The sequence below is a fragment of the Saccharopolyspora hattusasensis genome, from assembly GCF_050972075.1.
Lineage (GTDB): Bacteria > Actinomycetota > Actinomycetes > Mycobacteriales > Pseudonocardiaceae > Saccharopolyspora > Saccharopolyspora hattusasensis.
This window is the reverse complement of sequence record NZ_JBPCDC010000001.1, coordinates 1,446,172-1,468,404: the sequence shown is the minus strand read 5'-3', so window position 1 is coordinate 1,468,404 and position 22,233 is coordinate 1,446,172. Positions and strand designations below refer to the sequence as shown.

At 68.9% G+C, this 22,233-nt stretch carries 21 protein-coding genes and 3 pseudogenes; 11 read left to right on the top strand and 13 right to left on the bottom strand.

Annotation, left to right across the window (positions count from 1 at the left end):
- Nucleotides 1-85: 85 nt before the first annotated feature.
- The 8 genes from ACRXBZ_RS05930 to ACRXBZ_RS05895 form a co-directional block, all read right to left on the bottom strand.
- Nucleotides 86-2,386 (bottom strand): PQQ-dependent sugar dehydrogenase, encoded by a 2,301-nt coding sequence (locus ACRXBZ_RS05930; RefSeq protein WP_433878161.1) that lies wholly within the window; start codon nt 2,384-2,386, stop codon nt 86-88.
- 247 nt (nt 2,387-2,633) lie between these two features.
- Entirely contained in the window at nt 2,634-3,509 is an 876-nt protein-coding gene (locus ACRXBZ_RS05925) for a sugar phosphate isomerase/epimerase family protein (protein ID WP_433878160.1), read from the bottom strand.
- Nucleotides 3,506-4,663, bottom strand: a complete 1,158-nt coding sequence (locus tag ACRXBZ_RS05920; protein WP_433878159.1) for a dihydrodipicolinate synthase family protein — start codon at nt 4,661-4,663, stop codon at nt 3,506-3,508. The genes ACRXBZ_RS05925 and ACRXBZ_RS05920 overlap by 4 nt, the downstream gene beginning before the upstream one ends.
- Nucleotides 4,660-5,820 carry a Gfo/Idh/MocA family protein gene (locus ACRXBZ_RS05915; protein ID WP_433878158.1) on the bottom strand — a complete coding sequence of 387 codons (1,161 nt, stop codon included), beginning with the start codon at nt 5,818-5,820 and terminating at the stop codon, nt 4,660-4,662. Before ACRXBZ_RS05915 ends, ACRXBZ_RS05920 begins: the two co-directional genes overlap by 4 nt.
- On the bottom strand, nt 5,817-6,611 hold the full coding sequence (locus ACRXBZ_RS05910; RefSeq protein ID WP_433878157.1) for an ABC transporter ATP-binding protein: 795 nt from the start codon (nt 6,609-6,611) through the stop codon (nt 5,817-5,819). The genes ACRXBZ_RS05915 and ACRXBZ_RS05910 overlap by 4 nt, the downstream gene beginning before the upstream one ends.
- Nucleotides 6,601-7,335, bottom strand: a complete 735-nt coding sequence (locus tag ACRXBZ_RS05905; protein WP_433878156.1) for an ABC transporter ATP-binding protein — start codon at nt 7,333-7,335, stop codon at nt 6,601-6,603. Before ACRXBZ_RS05905 ends, ACRXBZ_RS05910 begins: the two co-directional genes overlap by 11 nt.
- Nucleotides 7,332-8,384, bottom strand: coding sequence for a branched-chain amino acid ABC transporter permease (locus tag ACRXBZ_RS05900; RefSeq protein WP_433878155.1), 1,053 nt, complete (start codon nt 8,382-8,384; stop codon nt 7,332-7,334). Before ACRXBZ_RS05900 ends, ACRXBZ_RS05905 begins: the two co-directional genes overlap by 4 nt.
- Nucleotides 8,368-9,252 (bottom strand): branched-chain amino acid ABC transporter permease, encoded by an 885-nt coding sequence (locus ACRXBZ_RS05895; protein ID WP_433878154.1) that lies wholly within the window; start codon nt 9,250-9,252, stop codon nt 8,368-8,370. Before ACRXBZ_RS05895 ends, ACRXBZ_RS05900 begins: the two co-directional genes overlap by 17 nt.
- Before the next feature lie 115 nt (nt 9,253-9,367).
- Here ACRXBZ_RS05895 and ACRXBZ_RS05890 point away from each other — a divergent pair, with 115 nt between their 5' ends.
- Nucleotides 9,368-10,588: an RNA-guided endonuclease InsQ/TnpB family protein gene (locus tag ACRXBZ_RS05890; protein WP_433878153.1), complete on the top strand. Its 1,221-nt coding sequence runs from the start codon at nt 9,368-9,370 to the stop codon at nt 10,586-10,588.
- A 53-nt stretch (nt 10,589-10,641) separates the two neighbouring features.
- Here ACRXBZ_RS05890 and ACRXBZ_RS05885 read toward each other — a convergent pair whose 3' ends face one another.
- Nucleotides 10,642-11,820: an amino acid ABC transporter substrate-binding protein gene (locus ACRXBZ_RS05885; protein WP_433878152.1), complete on the bottom strand. Its 1,179-nt coding sequence runs from the start codon at nt 11,818-11,820 to the stop codon at nt 10,642-10,644.
- 178 nt (nt 11,821-11,998) lie between these two features.
- On the opposite strand from ACRXBZ_RS05885, the gene ACRXBZ_RS05880 reads away from it, so the two are divergent.
- The 10 genes and pseudogenes from ACRXBZ_RS05880 (at nt 11,999) to ACRXBZ_RS05835 (ending at nt 17,125) form a co-directional block, all read left to right on the top strand.
- Entirely contained in the window at nt 11,999-13,030 is a 1,032-nt protein-coding gene (locus tag ACRXBZ_RS05880; protein ID WP_433878151.1) for a LacI family DNA-binding transcriptional regulator, read from the top strand.
- 157 nt (nt 13,031-13,187) lie between these two features.
- On the top strand, nt 13,188-13,445 hold the full coding sequence (locus tag ACRXBZ_RS05875) for an SHOCT domain-containing protein (RefSeq protein WP_433878150.1): 258 nt from the start codon (nt 13,188-13,190) through the stop codon (nt 13,443-13,445).
- Between the two features lie 223 nt (nt 13,446-13,668).
- Nucleotides 13,669-14,265, top strand: a complete 597-nt coding sequence (locus ACRXBZ_RS05870) for an Rv1733c family protein (protein ID WP_433878149.1) — start codon at nt 13,669-13,671, stop codon at nt 14,263-14,265.
- A gap of 52 nt (nt 14,266-14,317) precedes the next feature.
- Nucleotides 14,318-14,461 carry a universal stress protein gene (locus tag ACRXBZ_RS05865; protein ID WP_433878148.1) on the top strand — a complete coding sequence of 48 codons (144 nt, stop codon included), beginning with the start codon at nt 14,318-14,320 and terminating at the stop codon, nt 14,459-14,461.
- Nucleotides 14,458-14,901, top strand: a complete 444-nt coding sequence (locus ACRXBZ_RS05860; protein ID WP_433878147.1) for a helix-turn-helix transcriptional regulator — start codon at nt 14,458-14,460, stop codon at nt 14,899-14,901. Before ACRXBZ_RS05865 ends, ACRXBZ_RS05860 begins: the two co-directional genes overlap by 4 nt.
- Nucleotides 14,902-14,911: 10 nt before the next feature.
- On the top strand, nt 14,912-15,322 hold the full coding sequence (locus ACRXBZ_RS05855) for a VOC family protein (protein ID WP_168584190.1): 411 nt from the start codon (nt 14,912-14,914) through the stop codon (nt 15,320-15,322).
- A gap of 293 nt (nt 15,323-15,615) precedes the next feature.
- Nucleotides 15,616-16,086: an NAD(P)H-binding protein gene (locus ACRXBZ_RS05850; protein ID WP_433878146.1), complete on the top strand. Its 471-nt coding sequence runs from the start codon at nt 15,616-15,618 to the stop codon at nt 16,084-16,086.
- A gap of 87 nt (nt 16,087-16,173) precedes the next feature.
- Nucleotides 16,174-16,446 (top strand): hypothetical protein, encoded by a 273-nt coding sequence (locus ACRXBZ_RS05845; protein ID WP_433878145.1) that lies wholly within the window; start codon nt 16,174-16,176, stop codon nt 16,444-16,446.
- Nucleotides 16,447-16,674: 228 nt separating this feature from the next.
- Nucleotides 16,675-16,872, top strand: a pseudogene (locus tag ACRXBZ_RS05840) (CorA family divalent cation transporter); the annotation flags it as partial.
- 67 nt (nt 16,873-16,939) lie between these two features.
- Nucleotides 16,940-17,125, top strand: coding sequence for a CorA family divalent cation transporter (locus ACRXBZ_RS05835; RefSeq protein WP_433883807.1), 186 nt, complete (start codon nt 16,940-16,942; stop codon nt 17,123-17,125).
- A 186-nt stretch (nt 17,126-17,311) separates the two neighbouring features.
- Here the strand turns inward: ACRXBZ_RS05835 and ACRXBZ_RS05830 are convergent.
- From ACRXBZ_RS05830 to ACRXBZ_RS42150, 4 genes and pseudogenes are all read right to left on the bottom strand, one after another.
- Nucleotides 17,312-18,720 (bottom strand): annotated as a pseudogene (locus ACRXBZ_RS05830) (GntT/GntP/DsdX family permease).
- 122 nt (nt 18,721-18,842) lie between these two features.
- Nucleotides 18,843-19,946, bottom strand: a complete 1,104-nt coding sequence (gene tal / locus ACRXBZ_RS05825; RefSeq protein ID WP_433878144.1) for a transaldolase — start codon at nt 19,944-19,946, stop codon at nt 18,843-18,845.
- 96 nt (nt 19,947-20,042) lie between these two features.
- Nucleotides 20,043-21,182: a carboxylate-amine ligase gene (locus tag ACRXBZ_RS05820; protein WP_433878143.1), complete on the bottom strand. Its 1,140-nt coding sequence runs from the start codon at nt 21,180-21,182 to the stop codon at nt 20,043-20,045.
- 150 nt (nt 21,183-21,332) lie between these two features.
- Nucleotides 21,333-22,213 (bottom strand): annotated as a pseudogene (locus tag ACRXBZ_RS42150) (formylglycine-generating enzyme family protein).
- Nucleotides 22,214-22,233: the final 20 nt, after the last annotated feature.

Below are 22,233 nucleotides of genomic sequence, written 5' to 3'. Positions count from 1 at the left end.
ATTCCCGTCAGGCAACGATGATTTCAGCCAATCTAGGTCTCCGAACTCATGTGCGTCAATCGAACAGCCGCCCTGCGTTGGGGTTTTACCGTTGGAAGAAGCGGCGGTACTGGTGGTTGATCGTTGCTGGTTCTGCCGCCGTGTTCAGGAACATCAGCGAGTCCATCCGGCAGTTGCACGGGCTTCGCTCCGCCGTGTTCTGCGGGAAGCTGCCGCCGATCTTGATTCCTCGCGGGTTCGTCTTCGTCGTACCAGACCCGTCGAGCCGCCACGGGTCGCCCGGGACCGTGTAGACGCCCGGGAGCGGCTGGCCGTTGCGGTAGAGGGCGATTTCGCCGGTCGTGTAGTCGAACGTCGCCGCCAGGTGCACCCATTCGTCGGGCGGCAGTATCTCGCGCCAGTCCTGCCCGGCGGCGAATGTCTGGGCGCTGCCTCCGTCGATGCGGCGGCCCAGCCCCACCAGCCGCAGTTCACCGTCGACCTGGGTTAACTCCAGCAGCGCCCGGACGTCGTGACCATCGGAGCTGCCGCTGAGGATCCCGGCCAAGCCGACGGCGTTGTACCGGTCGCCCGGGTCCGGTGTGTTCGAGTTGAGGCTGGGGTTCTCGCCGGTCATCTTGAACCAGCCCATCACGGTCGCGCCCCCGGTGCCATTGAACGCGCTGAGCGACGAGACGCCGTTGCCGTCCCAGACACCGGCCTTCCAGTCGTCCTTGCCGGCCACTCCGGGGTTGATCTGCTGAGCTTGGAGGGCGTTGTTGCTGCCGGGGAACGCGCCGTCGGCCACCCGCATGTCCGCACCGCCGCCCAGCAGGCTCAGCAGGGTACGTGACGAGCCGCGGTCGAGCTCGCGGGAATCGTCGGCGGCGAAGGGCCGCTCGAAGTCGTAGTAGGCGACCAGGTTCCGCTTCACCTGCGCGGTGACCTCCGAGCCGGGGGCCATCCGCGTTCCGGCCACCTTCCAGATCTTGCCGTTGGCCTTGGCGAGCAGGTACAGGTTGCGCTGCGAGTCGGTGCCGAAGCGCAGGTCCACCCGACCATCCCCGGCGAAGTCCGTCATCCGCAGCTGCTTGCCCGCGGTGTCGAACAGCTGCAACTCGTGCAGGGGCGCGCGCTCCGCGCCGCGCTTCATCCGGTTGACGTCGGTGTAGAACACGCGGCCGTCCACCAGGTCGCCGAAGACGTACTTGCCCTGCAGCAGCGGAAATTGCGCTCCCCGGTACACCTGGCCACCGGAGATCCCGTGGCCGCTGTCGGAGTTGCACGGCCAGCCCTGCGGCGGATCGTGGTCGTAGGCGGCCACCGGGTAGACATAACCGTACTTCTCGTCGTCCGCCGGCAGCGGGTACAGGTAGCACTGGTTCTCCGGGCGGAAGGTGAAGTCACCCTCGCGCTCGCTCCACCCGAAGTTGTCCCCGGCGCGGACCTCGTACACCGCTTCGATCGCGTGCTGGCCGATGTGGCCGAGGTACATCGCGTGCTGAACCTCGGGGTCCCAGCTGAACCGGTGCGGGTCGCGCATGCCGACGGCGTAGATCTCGCCCAGCGCGCCGGGCGTGCCGGCGAACGGGTTCGACGCCGGAATGCCGTACTGGCCGTTGGGTGCGTCCGTGCCCGCCGGGTCGATCCGCAGGATCTTGCCCGCCGGGGTGCTCATGTCCTGAGGCACGTCGGAGTCCAGGCCGATGCCGCCGTCACCGACTCCCAGGTACAGCAGGCCGTAGTCGGGGTCGCCCGGCTTGGCGGTGGGGTTGAAGTCGATCTGCTGGATGGCGTGGAGCTGGGTGGTGAACCCGAACCGGAAGATCTCCCGCTGGGAACCGGTGAACACGTCGGCGGCGGGATCGTCGGCGGTCCACTCGGTCACCACGCTCTGCACGGACGCCTTCGGCTGGTTCGGATAGGTCGGCTCCTCGGAGTCGATGGCCGCCTTGTCCTCGCTGTGCACCGTGTAGAACTTGCCGTTGCGCGCGAAGTCGGGGTGGAAGGCGACGAAACCGAAGCCGCTGCCCATCCCGCGCCCGGAGAAGAAGTGCTCGAAGCGTGCCTTGAAGTCCAGGTACACGTGCTGCTGACCGCCGTCCAGCAGGTACAGCGGGCCGTTGAGGTCGGGCACGAACATCCGCCCGGAGCCGTCGGGCACCTCGCCGATGTAGTTGATCCGGTTGTGCCGGATCAACCGCGGGTCGGTCGCCGGGGGCGTCGCCTCGGACGCGGGCAGCTGCGCGACTTCCTGGAGCACCAGGCCGAGCCGGGACTGCTGCGGCTCTTCGGGGATCGGATCGGTGATCGGTTCGTCGGCGGGACCGGCCGCCGGTGGTGCTAACAGGGTCGCTGCGGCCACCACTGCGGTGATCGCGGCGCCCCAGGATCTGCGCACGCGCATGGTAGGACTCCATCCCTCGCCGTTATGGGTTGGTCATGCATCGCAGGTCGCCGGTGGAAAGCGGTGGACTGCGGGGGAAGATCCGGAAACCGCTGTCAGGGGAGCGGGAGTGCCGATGATGGTGACGTCGCGGACGCGCCCGTAGTTGTCGTTTGTTCTTCGTCTCATGTGGACTCCTCCTGGCGGCTAGCGGCGCGGCTAGCGGTGCGGCTCCACGGTGCGGCTAGCGGCACGGCTAGCGGTGCGGCTAAAGGTGCGGCTCCACGAACTCGACGTACCGGCGGGTCAGGGTGGCGACAATATCGGAGCCGGGGGCGGCCCAGACGTCGGTATTGAAGATCTCGACCTCGACGTCCCCGCGGTACCCGGCAGCGGAAACCGCGCGGGTGAGCGCCGCGAAGTCGATGTGGCCGTCGCCCACCATCCCGCGGCCGAGCAGCGTGTTTGCGGGCAGCGGGGTAATCCAGTCGCAGATCTGGTAGCTGACGATCCGCTGCCCGGCGCGCGCGATCTGCTCCAGCACGCCCGGCTCCCACCACACGTGGAACGTGTCGACCACGACGCCGACCAGGTCCGGCGGGTGCCGCTCGGCGATGTCCAGGGCCTGGGCGAGCGTCGAGATGACCCCGCGGTCGGCGGCGAAGACCGGGTGCATCGGCTCGATGCCCAGCCGCACCCCGCGTTCGCGTGCGTGCGGGACCAGTGCGGCGACGGCGTCGGCCACGCGCTGCCGGGCACCGGCGAGATCGCGGTCGCCCGCGGGCAGCCCGCCGGGCACGAGCACCAGCGCGTCGCAGCCGAGAGCTGCGGCCTCGTCGAGGGCGGTGACGTTGTCGCCGATCGGATCGCCGGAGGTGAAGAAACCACCACGGCACAGCGAAGAAACCCGCAGTCCGGCATCGCGGACCATCCGCGCGGCAACCTCCAACCCGACCTCCGCAACCGGTTCGCGCCAGACCCCGATGGAGCCGAGCCCGGCGGCCACGCAGCCCTCCACCGCTTCGCGCAGCGACCAGTTGGCGGCCGTGCGCTGGTTCAGCGAAAGCCGGACCAACCGCGGGTCGCCGGGCTGCGGAGTCGGCACCCGGGCCGGTGCGCTCATCGGCACGTCGCGCGCGCTCATGCGGCGGCCCCCGCGGCCTCGAGCCACAACCGCATCCGGTGCGCGGCGAACTCCGGATCGACCAGCAGCTGCGCATCGTTGGCCAGCGCGAAGATCCGCGCCAGGTGCACGATGCTGCGCGCGGACTGCAATCCGCCGAGCATCGTGAAGCCCGGCTGGTGGCCGTTCAGCCAGGCCAGGAAGGCGATCCCGGTCTTGTAGTAGAAGGTCGGTGCGCTGAACACGTGCCGCGACAGCGGGAGCGTCGCAGCCATCTCCGCGTCGTAGGTCGCGAGGTCGCCGTCGTCGAGCGCGGCCAGCGCCGCCGACGCGGCCGGGGCGATCGCGGCGAACGCGCCGAGCAGCGCGTCCGAGTGGTGTTGCGAGTCGCCGCGGATCAGCTCCGGGTAGTTGAAGTCGTCACCGGTGTAGAGCCGCACGCCGGCTGGCAGTGCGGCGCGCAGACCACGTTCGTGCTCGGCCGACAGCAGGGACACCTTCACGCCGTCGACCTTCGTGGCGTGGTCGCGGACCAGATCGAGGAAGACCTCGGTGGCGGTGGTCAGGTCGGTCGAGCCCCAGTAGCCGGCCAGGTGCGGGTCGAAGACCTCGCCGAGCCAGTGCAGGATCACCGGCTCGGCGACCTGCCCGAGCACCGCGTCGTACACCCGCCGGTAGTCGTCGGTGCCGCCGGCGATGGCGGCAAGCTGGCGGGAGGCCATCACGATCACCTGCGAGCCGGTCGACTCCACGAATCCGACCTGCTCCTCGTAGGCCGCGACGACCTCGTCGAGGGTGGTGGCCCCGGCCCGGTGGTCGGTGCCCGCCCCGGAGGCGATCCGGGCGCCGAAGGAGCGGGCCTGCCCGGCGCTGCGGCGGACGAGTTCCCGCACCGCGGGCCAGTCCAGGCCCATGTTGCGCTGCGCGGTGTCCATCGCCTCCGCCACCCCGAGCCCGTAGCGGAACAGCTCCCGGCGGAAGGCCAATGTGGACTCCCAGTCCACTGCCGCGGGCGCCCCCGGGGTGTTGTCGCCGAGCGGATCGGCGACCACGTGCGCGGCGGCGAACGCGACCCGCGAGCCGTACGGCCGCGGATGTTCCTTCCACCGCCTGGGTTCGCGCAGCACGACCTCCGTCCAGGTGCCCCGGTCGGTGGGCAGTTCGATCGCGCTCATGCCGCGCCGCCGGTGGGCAGCTCGATGCGGCGGCCCTCTGCTGACGAGGTAAGCCCGGCGTGGGCTAGCCGGAGGCCGCGCACCCCGGCTGCCAGGTCGTAGGGGTGCGGCCTGCCGTGGTGCACGTCCAGCAGGAAGCGTTCCCACTGCGCGCGGAAACCGTTGCGGAACTCCGCGTTGTCGGGGATCTCGTCCCACTGGCCGCGGAAGTCCTCGGTGGTGGGCAGGTCCGGGTTCCACGACGGCCGCGGGGTGCGCACCCGCGGCTGGATGCGGCAGCCGAACAGGCCCGCAACCGCCGAACCGTGCGTGCCGTCGACCTGGAACTCCAACAGTTCCTTGCGTTCCACCCGCACCGCCCACGACGAGTTGATCTGCGCGATGACCCCGCCGTCGAGCTCGAAGATCGCGTAAGCCGCGTCGTCGGCGGTGGCGTCGTAACGCCGTCCGTTCTCGTCCCAGCGCTCCGGGATGTGCGTGACGGCCTTCGCGGTGACCGCGCGGACCCGGCCGAAGATGTTCTCCAGCACGTAGTTCCAGTGGCAGAACATGTCCAGCACCACGCCGCCGCCGTCCTCGGCCCGGTAGTTCCAGCTCGGCCGCTGCGCGGGCAGCAGGTCGCCCTCGAAGACCCAGTAGCCGAATTCCCCGCGCACGGAGAGGATCCGGCCGAAGAATCCCGCGTCCACCAGCCGTTTTAGCTTCTGCAAGCCCGGCAGGAAGATCTTGTCGTGCACGACGCCGTTGACGACCCCGGCGTCTTCGGCCGCCGTCACCATTTCGTCGCCTTCGGCCATGGTCTCGGCCACGGGTTTCTCGGTGTAGACGTGCTTACCCGCGGCCACGGCCTTCAGCACCGCCTTGCGGCGCTCGCTGGTGACCTGGGTGTCGAAGTAGATCTCCGCGGCGTCCTCGGCCAGTAGCGCGTCGAGATCGGTGCTCCACTCGGCGATGTCGTGGTCGGCGGCGATGCGGGCCAGCTTCTCGGCGTTGCGGCCGACCAGCACCGGCTCGACCTGGATGTGGCTGTGGCTGCCGTCGGCGAGCGGCACGCCGCCGTCGTCGCGGATCGCCAGGACCGAGCGCAGCAGGTGCTGGCGGTAGCCCATCCGGCCGGTGACGCCGTTCATCAGGATGCGGTAGGTGCGATCGGTCATGCTCGCGGGCCCCCTGTCTTCAACGTCTTCGACGATGCGGTGCTGGAGCGTCGGTTGCCGAGGTAGAGCTCGCCGAGTTGCGGGTCGGCGAGGAGGTCGGCTGCCGGGCCGGAGATGTGCACCCGGCCGAGGTCGAGCACGCAGCCCAGGTCGGCGACGTCCAAAGCGCGGCGGGCGTTCTGCTCCACCAGCAGCACCGCCGTCCCCGCGTCGCGCATCCGCGCCACCTGGGCGAACACGGCCTCGGTCGCCTTGGGGTCCAGGCCCATCGACGGCTCGTCGAGCAGCACGACTTTCGGGCTGACCATCAGGGACCGGGCGAACTCCACCTGCTTCTGCTGGCCGCCGGACAGCGCCCCGGCCAGCGCGTTCCACCGCTGCGCCACGACCGGGAACAGGTCCTGGACGAAGGCCACACGGCCGGCGATCTCGGATTTGTCTCGCAGCGTGTACGCGCCGAGCAGCACGTTCTCCGCGACCGTCATCTCCTTGAACACGCTGTGGCCCTGGAGGACGTGGGACAGTCCGGCTTCGAGCATCTGCTGCGGCCGGCGGCTCGTGACGTCCTTGCCGCACACCAGAATCCGGCCGGATCGCGGCGCGAGCATGCCGCTGGCGACCTTGAGCACCGTGGACTTCCCGGCGCCGTTGGGCCCCACGAGGCAGACCACGCTGGCCGGCGGCACCCGCACCGTCAGCCCGCGCAGCACCAGCGCCGCGCGCCCGTACCCGGCCTCGACGTCGACGAGTTCGAGCAGGTGCTCGCCCGAACCCGGCTGCTCAGATCCCAAGGTAGGCCTCCAGGACTCGCGGGTCGTTGCGGACCTCGTCGGGCGGGCCCGCGGCGATCGGCCGCCCGCGGTCGAAGACGACCACGTGGTCCGACAGGCTCATCACCAGGTCCATGTTGTGCTCCACGATCAGGAAGGTCCGGCCCTCGGCGTTTAGTGCGCGCACCAGCTCCCCGATCCGCTCGATCAGCGCCGGGTTCACCCCGCCCGCGGGCTCGTCGAGCAGCACCGTCTCGGGATCGGCCATCAGCACCCCGGCGAGTTCGAGGAGTTTCTGCTGGCCGTAGGACAGGTCGCGGGCCTGCACGTCGGTGAGGTGCTCGATGCCGACGCGGGTGAGCAGTTCGCGCGCCCGGTCCAGGTCGGCGCGCTGGCGCGCGGCGACCAGCTGACCGAGCAGGGTCCGGGAGCGGACCGGGACCAGCAGGTTCTCCAGCGCCGTCATCCGCGGGAAGATCCGGCACAGCTGGAAGCTGCGGCCGATGCCCGCGCGGGCGATCCGGTGCGGCGGGCGGCCGGTGATGTCCCGGCCGCGGTAGCTCGCCGTGCCGGAATCGGGCCTGATCATCCCGGTGACGCAGTTGAAGAACGTGGTCTTGCCCGATCCGTTGGGGCCGATCAGCGCGTTGACCTTGCCGTGCTGGAAGGCGACGGTGGCCCCGTCGACGGCGCGCACCCCGCCGAAGGACTTGGTCAGGCCGGTGGTTTCCAGTCCCGTGCTCACAGGCGCGCCTCCTCGACGGTCCCGGCCCGGCGCTGCTCGGCGAGCTCGGCCTGGCTGACTTCCCGGATCGACGCCGTCCGCGGGCGGAACCGGTGCAGCAGGTCGCGCAGCGCCGGGATGATCCCGTCGGGCATGAACAGCACCACCGCGGCGAGCAGCACCCCCAGCGCGACCAGGTGCAGCTGGGTGTCGCCGTACTGGGCCTTGAAGTACTCCACGGCGTAGCCGGTGATCACCGCGCCGAGCACCGGCCCGAACAGGCTCCGCACGCCGCCGAGCAGGCTCATCAGCACCAGGTAGGTGCCGGTCAGCACGGAGAACTGGAAGATCGGGTCCAGGAACCCGAACCACAGCGCGTAGAGCCCGCCGCCCAGCGCGGTGAAGAACGCCGAGACGACGAACGCGACGAGCTTGTAGGTGAAGGTCGGCACCCCGAGCGCCTCGGCCTTGTCCTCGTCCTCCCGGATCGCCTTCAGCCCGGAGCCGAACCGGGAGCGGTCGATCGCCCACCAGCACAGCAGGGCGACGGCCAGCAGCGCGGCGTGCAGGTAGAAGAACCGCTCGTGCTGCTCTGGGCGGAGCACGTCCGGACCGAACGGGCGCGGCACGCGCAAACCGTTGGAACCGCCCGTGAAATCCCCCCAGCTCTGGAAGACCAGCAGCGTGATCAGCACCAGCGCGATCGAGACGATGACGAACGATGCACCGCGCACCCGAAGGCTCGCGACGCCGATCGGCACCGCGAGCACCGCGACGACCACGCCACCGAGGACCAGCGCGAGCCACGGGTTCAGGTCCGCGCGCACGACCAGCAGCGCGGTGGCGTAACCGCCGAGCCCGGAGTACGCCGCGTGGCCCAGCGAGATGTAGCCGGTGAATCCGCCCACGAAGTTCCACGACGTGGCCAGCACGGCGTAGCTCATGATCACCACGCCGACCGACAGGATGAACGGATCCGGCGCCATCGCGGGGAAAGCGACCACCAGCGCGGCCAGCGCGAGCAGGCCGACGAGCTTCGCGGCGCGGGCGGGATCAGAAACGCTGCGCAAGGCGGCCTCCGAAGAATCCCTGGGGGTGCAGCAGCAAGGTGGCGAACAGGGCGACGTAGAAAACCGTTTGCGCCCAGGTCGTTCCGAGCGGCAGCTGGAGCAGGCTCTGGCCAAGCCCCAGCACCATGGCGGCGATCGCCGCACCGGGGACGCTGCCCAGTCCGCCCACCACGATGATCGCCATCAGCGGCCCGATCCAGTGCCAGTGCAGCGACGGGTAGATCGTGGAGTCCAGGGCCAGCGCGGTTCCGCCGATCGCCGCGGTGGCCAGGCCCAACCCGAACCCGTAGCCGGCGATCCGGCCGGTGTTGATGCCCACCAGTTGCGCGGCCTCCCGGTGCTGGATCGTGGCACGCAGCGCCTGGCCGAACCGGGTCTTCTTCAGCAGCACGTAGAGCGAGGCCAGTGACGCCGCGGCGAGACCGAACGCGATCAGCTTCACCACCGGGACGCTGGCGCCGAAGAACCGGGTGTCCGCGCCGGAATAGGGCAGCTGGATGCGCCGGTGGGTGCCGCTGAAGACGAGCCCGAGCGCGCCTTCGATCACCAGCGCGATGGCGAACGTCAGCAGCACCGACATCATGGTCAGCGTCGCCGGGCGCAGCCGCGAGATCAGCAACCGCTGCATGAGCACGCCGACCGCGAAGAACAGCGGGACGGTCACCAGCAGCGACAGCAGCGGGTCCAAGCCGGTCTGGAGGTTGAAGAACCACGCCAGGTATGCCGCCAGGATCAGGAAGGCGGAGTGCGCCAGCATCACCACGCGCATCACGCCGAAGTACAGCGTCAGGCCCGCGGCCAGCAGGGCGTAGAGCCCGCCGAGCAGCACGCCGAGCACCAGGCTCTGCAACAGGAGCGATCCGGTCATCGGTTCTCCAATCGGCAGATACCCCGACCTTCAGGCCGGGGAGGAGCCGATCACGAGTGCTCTTAGATAACCACCCGAGATCAAGACTTACAAACAAACACGGTAGTTTGTGGGAATGGGTAGGACGCAGGTGAAGCGGGCGTACAAGTTCCGCTTCTATCCGACCGATGCGCAGCGGCAGGAGTTGCTGCGTACGTTCGGGTGTGTCCGTAAGGTCTACAACCTTGCCCTGGACGCCAGGACTCGCGCGTGGTTCACCGAACAACGCCGCGTGAACTACAACGAAACTTCGGCCATGCTCACCGCATGGAAGAAATCCGAGGACCTGGGCTTTCTGGGTGAGGTGTCGAGCGTGCCGTTGCAGCAGACGTTGCGGCACCTCCAGGGTGCGTTTACCGCGTTTTTCGACAAGCGCGCGAAGTACCCGCGTTTCAAGTCCCGCAAGCGCTCCCGGGCGTCGGCGGAGTACACCAAGTCCGCGTTCAAGTACCGCGACGGGCAACTCACGTTGGCGAAGATGCGTGAGCCGCTGAACATCGTGTGGTCTCGCCCCCTGCCCGAGGGTGCGGTGGAGCCAACCACGGTCACGGTGTCGCGTGACAGCGCCGACCGGTGGTTCGTGTCGATGCTGGTGGAAACCACCGTCGACCACCACGAACCCACCGATCAAGCGGTAGGTGTGGACGCGGGGATCACGTCGCTGGTGACGTTGTCGACCGGGGAGAAGATCACCAACCCCAAGCACTCCGATCGTGAGCGTGCTCGCTTGGCCAAGGCTCAGCGGGCGCTTGCCCGGAAGGAGAAGGGCAGTAACAACCGCGACAAGGCCCGTCTCAAGGTGGCTCGGATTCAGGCGAAGATCGCTGACCGCCGCCGGGACCATCTGCATAAGGTCACTACTCGACTCGTCCGCGACAACCAAACGGTCGTGATCGAAGACCTCAACGTGCGAGGCATGGTCCGTAACCGCAATCTCTCCCGCGCCATCAGCGATGCGTCGTGGAGCGAGTTGCGGTCGATGCTGGAGTACAAGTGCGCTTGGTACGGGCGGGACCTGATCGTGATCGACCGCTGGTTCCCCTCGTCCAAGACGTGCTCCGCCTGCGGCAAGCTCACCGAGAGCATGCCGTTGCAGGTCCGTGAGTGGACGTGCAATGACTGCGGTGCCCGGCATGATCGGGACATCAACGCCGCGCGCAACATTGTGGCCGCCGGGCTGGCGGTGTCGGCCTGTGGAGCAGGTGTAAGACCTCAACGGGAAACCTCCCGGACGGGGCGACCGGCTGTGAAGCAGGAACTTTCTGGCGCGAGCCGGAAGGGAATCCCCGTCCTTTAAGGCGGGGAGCAGTCAATTAGAGCCTTCCAGACTCGTTACCAGTCTCTTATGCATCACCACGGCGGCTTGGGGTGGACCAGGTCGGCTTCCTTGGTCTCCGCGGGCAGCACGATGCGGATCCGGCCGCCGACGTACTGCTGGATCAGGTGCGCGCCGCGCGGTTTTCCGGTGGCATCCCAGCTGAGCTTGCCGACCACGGTGTCCACCTCGTTGTGGTGCAGCCAGTCGATGAGCCTGCGCTGGCAGTCGGGGGCCGGATCGGCGCAACCGACGGCCTGCACGGCGGCGGCCACGACCTGCCCGGTGGTCCACGCGTTGGCCTCGTCCTCGTTGGGCGGGGAGTTGAACATCCGGGTGTAGTGCTCGACGAACTCCTTGTTGGACGGGAAGTCCGCGTCCGGCGTGTAGCCGGTGGGGGAAAGGATTCCCTCGGTCTGCTCGCCGATCGCCTTGGGAAACTCCGGATTGGTCGGTGCGGTGGAGAAGGCCGCCATACCGGGCTGGTAGCCGAGCTGGCGCAGCGCCAGGATGAGGTTCACCGCGTCCTGGTACTGCGTTCCGCCGACGACGAGGTCCGCGCGGGAATCGGCGATCTTGGCCGCGATGGAACCGAAATCCGTGGTGTTGGGCGGGTAGACCTCATCGACCACCGTGCGGACTCCTGCCGCTTCGAGCTTGTCCTTCAAGCCGTAGGCCGTGCCCTGCGCGAACGGGTCGTCCATCGCGGCGTAAGCGGCGGTCTTCGGGCGTTGGCCGGCGGGCATCGCCAGGATCGCCGCGGCCAAGTGGTTGTAGTGGTCCTCCGCGACCGCGGGCGCGGCGTAGAAGAGGTTGTCGAAGCCCTGGTTGAACACGTCCCCGGCGGCGCCGGCCGGCTCGACGAACAGGAAGCCGTAGTCCTTGGCGACCTGCGCGGCCGGGATCACCAGGCGCGTGGAGAACGGCCCGAAGACCAGGTCAGCGCCGTCCTGGTTGATCAGCTTCTCGTAGTCGGCCGCGACGCGGTCGGCGTTGGACTGGTCGTCGAGGATGGTCAGCTCGACCTTGCGGCCCAACAACCCGCCGCGGGCGTTGACGTAGTCGGCCCACGCTTCGTAACCGCGGCGGACGCCCTTGCCGGGCTCGGAGAAGTCGCCGGTGAGGGGCAGGGAGATGCCGATCCGGACGCTGTCGTCGTTGCCTCCGGCGCCCGAGCTGAGGCAGCCGGTCAGCGCGAGGCTCGCGCTGGTCACGAGTACACCTAGCCGAAGACGTTGTGAAATTTTCATGGTCCACCCGTCGTTGGGGCCTCCGTAAGCGTTTTCGTAAGCGCTTACGGCAGAATAGGAACCATCGGTCGATGTGGCAAGGGTCACGGATCATGATGGTGGGCGCGGTCCGTGAGGCGGACCGGAGCGGAAGGGGGCACGGATGCCACAGCAACGCGCGAGGCTCAGGCTCATCGACGTCGCCGAACGGGCCGGGGTGTCGATCGCGGCGGCGTCGCGGGCGCTTTCCGGGTCCGCGGGCGTCAGCGACGCCATCGCCGAGCGGGTGCGCGAAGTCGCCGCGCAGATGGGCTACGTCGCCAACGTGCACGCCCGCACGCTGGCCGGCGGCGCGAGCACCAGCGTCGGGCTGCTCGTGCACGAGATCGGCGACCCCTACTTCACCGAGATCGCCAGCGGGGTGCTGCGCGTCGGCGCGCAGCAGGGCCTGACCGTGCAGATCTGCCACACCGGGCGCGACCCGGAGAACGAGCTCGTCCAGGTCCGCACGCTGATCGCCAACCGGGTCCGGGCGATCATCATCGCGGGATCGGGTTTCGTGGACGCGCGGACGCAGGCGTCGGTGAAGCAGGACCTCCAGGCGTTCCAGGAAACCGGCGGCCGCGTCGCGGTGATCGGACGCCACCACTTCGGCACCGACGCGGTGCTGCCGGACAACACCGCAGGCGGCAGGTCCATCACCGAACACGTGCTTTCCCTTGGGCACCGGCAGATAGCCTTCGTCGCCGGGCCACGGATCCTGACAACAGTGGCCGATCGACTCGCGGGAGCGGCGCAGGCGCTGGAAGCGGCCGGTCTGTCGATCGAGGACATTCCCGTCATCGAGGAGGCGTTCACGCGCGACGGTGGCACGCAGGCCATGCAGCGCGTCCTCGACGATCACCCCGACGTGACGGCGGTGATCGCGCTCAACGACGACATGGCGATCGGTGTCCTCGCGGCCCTGCGAGCGCGCGGAATGGCTGTGCCGAAGAACATTTCGGTGGCCGGCTTCGACGACGTGGCTGTCGCGGAGCACCTGTCGCCGGCCCTGACGACGGTGCGGTTACCGATGGCGGAAATGGGGGAGCAGGCGTTGCTCCTCGCGCTCAAGCAACCGTCGGCCCGACCCCGCCGCCGCACCACGACGCACTCCCTGGTGGTGCGCGAGTCCACCGCGCCACCTGTGTCGTGAGCGGTTTTGGGTGCTATAGCCCCGAAAAACACGCACGGCCCACCCTCGGAACGCAACGTGGCCGCGATTCCCAGCAGCGGCAGGTGACCATCAGCCCTACCTGGGGCTTCGGTGGTGCGGAATCGTCGATACGGGTGGGATGCCCGGGGAGGTCGAGATGCACTACTGGGATGGCTACGGCATGGGTGCGTGGGGTTTCGTGGTGACGACGGTGAGCATGGTGTTGTTCTGGGTGCTGATCATCGCCGCCATCGTCGCGGTGGTCCGCTACCTCGGGCGCACCGGACGCGTTGAGCGCGGGAGCGGCCGAGCGGAGGAAATCCTCGCGGAGCGGTTCGCGCGCGGCGACATCGACGAAGAGGAGTACCGCCGCCGGCTGCAGGCTTTGTCGGAGCACGACCGCCGGAGAACATGATGTGCGGATGCTTCCGCACGGTGGCGTTGGCGGGCAGTCCGGCCAGCACTGCGAACCCGGACGGGCGAGGACGTCTCCTGCCCGGATCCATGACCACAGTGGACACCCGGTGGCCGCGGCTCGGCCACGGTGCCCCGGCCCCGGACTCGATGACGAAATGCCCTAATCCCGCTTGGGTGGGCGGCCCAATCCTGGAAGGGAGCGAACCTGCCTGGAGCACGTGATGGACGGCAACTCACTGCGAGCCGACGTTCGGTGGCTCGCGCACGCGTTGGGGCGGAATCCGTTGCGGCGGGGGCTGGACCGAGTCGCGGCTTTCGCGATCCTCGTGCTGCTCGGTGCCGCCGTGCTGATGGTCCCGGCGGCGATCGCGGCCGGGAACGCGAACTACGCCGAGGCAGCGCGCGAGGCTGCGGTCGCCGCCTCGACCAGGCGACCGGTGGAGGCCGTCGTGACGAGTGCGCCCGTCGTCCACGTGATCAGCGGAGCCGAGCACGAGTCCACCAGCTACTCGGCAGAGGTTTCGTGGACCGGCACGGACGGCAGGGCGCATGTGAACGTCGCAGCTGTCCCGGCGAAGACGGTGCTCGGCGGCAAGGTCCGGTTGTGGGTGGACACGGCAGATCGCATCACGGTCGCGCCGCCGAGCGAAGCCCAGCTGCGGGCCTCTGCGGGCGCGGTCGCCTTCGAGATCGTGGTTGCGGGCGAACTGCTGTGCGCCGGGTTGATCTGGTGCGTCCGCGGGATCGCCGACGCATGCGCCGAGCGTGCCTGGAACCGCGAGTGGGAGATCGTAGAACCGAAGTGGCTGGAACACTGAGGGCGTGGCTGCGAGGCCGGTGGGATGCGCGGGGTGTTCGAGGGTGCTGGGGATGAGCAAACCTGTCGTTGTCGGGTTCGACTTCTCGGAATCGTCCCGGCGCGCGGTCCGGTGGGCGGCTCGCGAAGCCGCCAGCCGATGTCGGCTGCTGCTCGCTAGGCAAACCCGGTGCGACGTGGCACGATCTCGCAGGTGACCAGCAGTCCCGTTCCGGCGCAGCGCCTGCGTGACCTCGCGCTGCTGCGCCGCGTCCGCGACCGGATCGACCGGGAGTACGCGCAGCCGCTGGACGTCGAGGCGCTCGCCCGCGGCGTGCACATGTCGGCCGGACACCTCAGCCGCGAGTTCCGGCGTGCTTACGGAGAGTCGCCGTACTCCTACCTGATGACCCGGCGCATCGAGCGCGCGATGACGCTGCTACGTCGCGGCGACCTCAGCGTCACCGAGGTCTGCTTCGCGGTCGGCTGCTCGTCGCTGGGCACGTTCAGCACCCGCTTCACCGAGCTGGTCGGCGTGCCGCCCAGCGTCTACCGGCACCAGGACGCGCGCGCGACGGTGGGGATGCCGTCGTGCGTGGCGAAGCAGGTGACCAGACCGGTCAGGAATCGAGAAGCGCCGAGCCCGAGCCGCACCTAGCGTGACTGCCATGGACATCACCATCCACAACGCGTTCCTCCCGCACGACGACCCGGCCGCATCGCTGGCCTTCTACCGCGACATCCTCGGCTTCGAAGTCCGCAACGACGTCGGATACAACGGGATGCACTGGATCACGGTCGGCCCTCCCGGCCAGCCCGGCACGTCCATCGTCCTGTACCCGCCGGCGGCCAACCCCGGCATCACCGACGACGAGCGCCGCACCATCGCCGAGATGATGGCCAAGGGCACCTTCGCCATCATCACCCTGGCCACCACCGACCTCGACGGCACCTTCGAGCGGCTGCAGGCCAGCGACGTCGAGGTCGTCCAGGAGCCGACCGAGCAGCCCTACGGCGTTCGCGACTGCGCCGTCCGCGACCCTGCGGGCAACCTGATCCGCATCAACCAGCTCAGCTGAGCCCGCAGGAAAGGCTGACATCTGGGACGAGATAGATCAGGACGGGGGTTGTCGTGCATTCCGCAGATCGCGGGTGAAAAGGCAGATCGCCGTGCGCAATGGCCTCGACCTCGTCCGTCTACACCGGAACCTGACCGACGCTACCAGCCAGTCGGCCGGATCGCGGATGGGCCCGGGAGACGCAATTTCCGCAATTTCCATTGAAATCGAAGGTTCGATTTCAATGGAAATTGCGGACTACGTCGAACGGTAGGGTTGGTGGAATGGCGGCTGGTGCATCGAAGTTGTGCCTGGTGACTGGAGCGACGGGTTACGTCGGCGGTCGGCTCGTGCCGCGTCTGCTCGCCGACGGCCACCGAGTGCGCTGCCTGGTCCGTTCGCCGGAGAAGCTGCGCGACGTGCCGTGGCGGGACCAGGTGGAGGTGGCGCGCGGGGACCTGCTCGACGCCGACGCGGTGCGCGCCGCCTGCGACGGTGCCGATGTCCTGTTCTACCTCGTGCATTCCTTGCAGCAGAAGGGATTCAACGATCTGGACCGGCGTTCGGCGTCCATCGCGGCGCGGGAGGCCGAGCGGGCCGGGATTTCGCGGATCGTGTACCTGGGTGGTGTGCATCCTGCTTCCGGGGAGCTTTCTGAGCACCTCCGCTCGCGTGCCGAGGTCGGGGAGATCCGGCTGGGCAGCTTGGTGGGGTGTCGCGCCCTTCCACGGCTTGGTCTTCGGTGGCATGGTGCGCAGAATCCTCGGCGCAGCCTCGCGCGGTGAGCCCGATCGGCGCTGCTGATAATCCGGTTGCCGGGCAGGCCGCCGATTCGGCGGGCCGAAGTCCGCGCCATCCCGCACCCTCCACGCATGTACGACGAAGAAGTGTTTGGGTTGCACAACCAGATCGTCCACGAGCTCAGCCTGGCGTGCTGGCTGGTCGGCAACTGCCTGGAGCGCGAGGAGTGCTGGTCTTCGCCGCAAGCGCGGGGGCACATCCTACGGTGCTGCGCAGCGGTGGTGGCCTGCGTTGGACACCTCGCGGACCGGATTTGCGACCAGGATCCGACGGTGGCGGCCGAGGTGCGGCGACTGGCGGCGCTGCTGGAACACCACGGCGAGCAACTCGACCGTCTCGAGTGAGCAAGGTCAAGGGGCCCAGCGCGGACGATCTCGTCGCGGGCATTCGCGCGATCATCGCGCAGGCCGGCGAGCACAGCTGACGAACGGGCCGGGTGGACCGGCCGACTTCGACGAACCCCGGATGGCACTGGGTACGCTCAGCGCGGTGGCGACCGGGATGGGCGCCGGGTGGCGACGCCGTCCAGCCTCGCCGAGACGTACCGGTACCTGCCCGGCGCGGACGGCACCATGGCCTGGATCGGGCTCTACCGGCCAGCGGAGGAAGAACTGCTGGCCGCGGCCGAGGAATTCGGCCTGCACAAGCTCTCGGTGGAGGACGCGATCGTCGCCGACCAGCGGCCCAAGATCGAGCGCTACGGCGAAACGCTGTTCGTGGTGCTGCGGGCCGCCCGCTACCTGGACGAGCCCGAGGAAGTCAGCTTCAGCGAACTGCACCTGTTCATCGGCCCGAACTTCGTCCTCACGGTCCGCCACGGCCAGGCGGAACGAGGAGATCAAGAAGACCTCAGCCTGGGCCGCGATCCTGTTCGCCCCCACCCTGATCGGCACGGTGTACGGGATGAACTTCGATGCCATGCCCGAACTGCACTGGGGGCTCGGCTATCCCTTCGCCCTCGTCCTCATGGCCGCCGTGTGCCTAGGCCTGTACCTCATCTTCAAACGCCGCGGCTGGCTCTGACCACCGCCGGGTGACGGCCCGTCCGTCACCGGCGAACCCGATGCTGCCCGCGGTTTGTCCCCCGGCTGCAAGGTTTTCGCCATTGGCGGTCTCTTATGGACCTGGCCGGGGCTGGGGGAGGGGGTTCGGACCCTGTCAGCCCGGCGGACTGCTTCGTGACCGACTTTCGTTGCCTCTCACCGGGCGCTAGAGGAAGGTCGACAGCAGCAGCGTCAGGGCGAGCCCGACCACGGAGATGATCGTCTCCATCACCGACCAGGACTTGATGGTCTGCCCGATGGTCATGCCGAAGTACTCCTTGACCAGCCAGAAGCCGGCGTCGTTGACGTGGGAGAAGAACAGCGAGCCGGCACCGATGGCAGCACGACGAGAGCCAGGTGCGTCGGCGGCAGGTCGGCGGCGAACGGGACCACGATGCCCGACGCCGTAACGGTTGCGACCGTGGCCGACCCCGTCGCAAGCCGCACCATCACAGCCACCAGCCAGCCCAGCACGAGCGTGGACAGGCTCAACGCCACCGCGACCTTGCCGATCGCGATGCCTGCGCCGCCGTCCACGAGCACCTGCTTGAAGCCACCACCGGCCCCGACGATCATGGTGGCGCCGACGATCGGCTTCAGGCTCTCGCCGAGCTTCGTCGTCAGGGTGCGCGGCGTGAAGCCCACACCGGTACCGAACGTCACCATCGCCAGCAGCACGGCAATCAGCAACGCCACCATCGGTTCCCCGATGAACTGCAGGAACGGGTAGATGCACGCGGTCTCGCTCATCCACACGTCGGCCGCGGCACGGACCAGCATCAGCACCACGGGGGTGAGGACCGTGACGAGCGTCCAGGTGAAGCTCGGGCGGCGCGTGCGCTCGCCCTCGGCCGGCGCCGCCCCAGACGCCTCGCCACCGCCCGGAGACCCTGCGCCCGACCCGTGCGCGATGAGGTCTCCGCCCGCGCCGAGGGCGCCGATGGGCACCAGGCGCGCCGCCACCCCGGCGTAGAGCGGTCCGGCGATGATCACGGCGGGCACCGCGATGAGCAGGCCGATGGCCAGAGTGATGCCGACGTTGGCGTGCAGGTTCGCGATCGCCACCAGCGGCCCGGGATGCGGAGGAACGAAGCCGTGCAGGACGGACAGGCCGGCGAGGGCCGGGATCGCCAGGTACATCGCGGGCAGCTTGGACCGGCGGATCGTCAGCATGATGACGGGGATCAGCAGCACGAGGCCGATCTCGAAGAACATCGGGATGCCGATGATGAAGGCGATCAGGGCCATCCGCCACGGCAGGCCGTGGCGTGCGCCGGTCAGGATCTTGTCCACGATCTCGTCGGCCCCGCCGGAGTCCGCGAGCAGCTTGCCGAGCATCGCACCGAGGACGATCAGCACGCCGACGCTGCCGAGCACGTCGCCGACGCCTTTCTCGAACGAGAGGGCGACCTTGCCCAGCCCGATGCCGGACCCGATCCCGACGAACAGGGATCCGATGGTCAGCGCGAGGAAGCCGTGCATCCTCGCCGCGACGATCAGCAGCACCACGATGGCGATCCCGATCGCCGCCAACACGAGGGTCTGGGTGTCGTGACCAGTCCACGGCTCGTGGATCGCGTCAGCTGCGGCGAAAGTGGCGAGTCGAACATGTCGCGCTCCTTCACGCCACCACAATGGTGGGGCCAGCAGGGGCCTGCCACTGCGGCGTTCCTAGCGCGCAGTTCGACCGAGGGCGCTCACGTCCGCACCAGTTGGTCGCGTTTGTGCGTGATCTCGTCGAACAACTTCCGGAATGAGGCGGCGAACTTGTCCACTCCTTCGCGTTCCAGCACGGCGGTCACGTCGTCGTAGTCGACACCAGCGGCGGCGAACCGGTCGAAGGTGCGGCGAGCCTCGTCCACATCGCGTTCCAGCGTGTTCGCGACGTACCCGTGGTCCTGGAAGTCCTGCAGCGTCTCCCTCGTCATGGTGTTGACCGTCTGGGGACCGATGAGCTCTTCGACGTAGAGGACGTCGCGGTACTGCGGGTTCTTGGTCGAAGTGGAGGCCCAGAGGCAGCGCTGCGGGCTCGCGCCGGCCGCAGCGAGTTCTTCCCAGTCGGCACCGGTGAACAACTCCTTGTAGGTCTGGTAAGCGAGTTTGGCGTTCGCGATCGCGAGGGTGCCCTTGATCTCGTCGTGCCCACCGATCGCGTCCAGCCGGCAGTCGGCTTCGGTATCCACCCGCGAGACGAAGAACGACGCCACGGACGTGACCGACCGCAGGTCCCCGCCGTTGTCGCGGAGTCGCCGCAACCCCCGCAAGTAAGCCCCGGCGGCGCCGCGGTGCCGTTCCAGGGAGAACAGCAGCGTCACGTTGACCGGGATCCCGCCGGCGATCGTTTCCTCGATCGCCGGCAGGCCGGCCTGCGTACCGGGGATCTTCACGAACAGATTCGGGCGATCGATCATCCGGTGCAGGCGGGCGGCCGCGTCGATGGTGGCCTGTGTGTCATTCGCCAGTTGCGGATCGACTTCCAAGGAGACCCATCCGTCCCGGGTGCCCGCGCTGCGGTCGAAGACCGGGCGGAGCACGTCGCACGCGGACCGGATGTCGTCGCGCGCGATGGCCAGGAAGACCTCCTTGGGGTCGGTCTCGGTGGCCAGCACCTCGCGGAGCTGGTCATCGTAGTAGTCGCCTTCCGCGATGGCGCCCTGGAAGATCGTGGGATTCGACGTCACCCCGGCCAATCCCCGCTCCACGAGCTCGGCCAAGTCGCCGTCGCGGACGAACCGCCGGGACAAGTAATCGACCCAAGGACTCTGTCCGTGCTCTGCCAGGGCGTGCAGTGGTGTCCTCATGGCATCTCCTGTCCGAGTCATATACAGGGACCTACCCGGAAGATCCGCCGCAAACACGTGATCCGCCCCAGCTGGGGAGTGAAGCCGAAACGGCGGTCAGGGCAGGTTCTCGGAGACTCGCGTGCGGCACGTCTCGGTCACGGCGTGGTCGACGACATCCCTGATGTCGAGGCGGCGGCCGTACACCGAACGCTGGCGGCTGGCGGCGCTGCCGCGCGCCCGCAAGGTCTGCAACAGCTGGGTGACCAACTCGAGATCGCCGTTGTCTTCGAGCACCGGGCGCAGGAGTTCGACCAGACCGGTCAGAAGCTGCCAAGCGGGGACCAGCCGACCGGTGGCGGCGTCCAGGGCATCTCCCTCGAGCCCGTCCCGGGCGGCGCGCCAGCACGCGGCCCACAGCATCTGGTCATCAACGTGTTCGGGGCCGCGCAGCCGCTCGTCCGGTGCGAGCGCGGCGGTCACCGATGCGCGGGTGAGCCCGGCGAGCAACACGGCCTCGTCCACGGTCGCGGCGGCGTCGGCGACCCGAACCTCCAGGGTCGGCACGTGCGCGGAAGGCCGCGCATACCAGTAGAGCATGCCGGGGTCGATCACCATGCCGGATGCCAGGAGGCAGTCGAGGATGCCGCGGTAGTGCGCCACCGAGGTTAAGTGGGGCGCCGGGCGCGCGGTCGGCAACCGCGACCACAGGGCGAAGCGCCAGCTCGCGTAGCCGGTGTCGACGCCGCGGTAGAACGGCGAATTCGTGGTGACCAGCAGCAGGGCCGGCAGCCACTGGCGCAGCCAGTTGCTTGCGCGCAGCGTCGACTCCAGGTCGGGAGTGCCCACGTGCACGTGGCACCCGCACACCCCTTGCCCCTCGACGATCGGGCCGTACTCGGCGTATATCCGCCGGTATCGGGGCGTGTCGGTGACCGGCGGTGGTCCCGGCTGCCCGGTCGGCGCCGCCCCGATGGCGGCCAGTCGCCAGCCGTGCTCGGCGGCGGCGGTGGCGAGCTCCATGCGCAGCTGGATCAACGTCCGGCGCAGTTCGTGGAGGTCGCGGCACACCGAGCTCGCCGCCTCGATCTGGGCGGGAGCCAACTCGGGGTGCACCTCACCTTCACCGCCGCCGTGCCGGACGCGCGAAACAGCCACCCCGCTGCCCGCAGGCTGCAATGTCTCCGGATCCACGAGGAGGAACTCCTCCTCGACTCCCAGGGTGAGCAGGGTTGGCCGATCGCCTGGCCTGACCATTTCCGCTCCCCACTGGCAGGACGTGCTCGGCCGGGCCGGTCACGTGGGGTGAACAAAGCGTTGCCGATGCCGTACCCGCTCCAGGACCGGTTCAACCGTGGCGCTCGGCCCGGCACCGGGCACCGGTCGCGAAGCCCCGTCGAATCAAGCTCACACGTCGGCCGCTGTGCGGAATCCGGTGTTGCCACTGGAACTGTCCGGCGTGTTCGCGGTGCGAGCGGCGACCCGGTAGCGGTTGCAGTAGGAGTCGTGGCACAGGTACGAACCGCCGCGCAGCGACCGGCTCTGCTCGCTCGGGTCGAACCAGTCGGCGCACCATTCCCACACGTTGCCGGACACATTGTGCAGCCCGAAGCCGTTCGGCTGGTATGCGTCGACGGCAGCGGTGCCGATGTGCCCGTCCTCCGCGCTGTTGTGCACGGGGAACCGGCCCTGCCAGATGTTGCACCGGTGCTCCCCGTTCGGGGTCAGCTCGTCGCCCCAGGGGTAGCGGGCCTGGTCGAAGCCACCGCGGGCCGCGTACTCCCATTCGGCTTCCGTCGGCAGCCGCCGTCCGGCCCAGGCGCAGTAGGCGGCGGCATCGTGCCAGGACACGTGCACGACGGGGTGGTTCCAGCGGTCGTCGACGTCGCTGCCCGGTCCCTCCGGGCATCGCCAGAACGCGCCTTGCACCCCACACCACCACGGTGTCTGGTCCGGCCGCGGCGAGGCCCGCGGATGCGCCCGGGGAGGAACTTCGCGAACACGTAGCTCCAGCCGAAGCATTCGGCGTCCGTGCGGTAGCCCGTGGTGTCGACGAACGCGGCGAAGCGAGCGTTGGACACGCAGTGCACGTCACTCGCGAACGGCGCGACGGTGACGGGACGTACTGGGCCTTCCCGGTCCTCCGGGATGCGGCCGGGATCGTCCGTGCCCATGCGGAACGTGCCGCCGGGCAGCTTGACGAGCGGTCCCTCGTCGAGCCCGTGCCCGGGGACGATCCGGTCGGGCAGGGCATCGCCCGCTCTCGCGTGCGGACAGCAGCCGGACAACGCCGTGCACCTCCACTTCG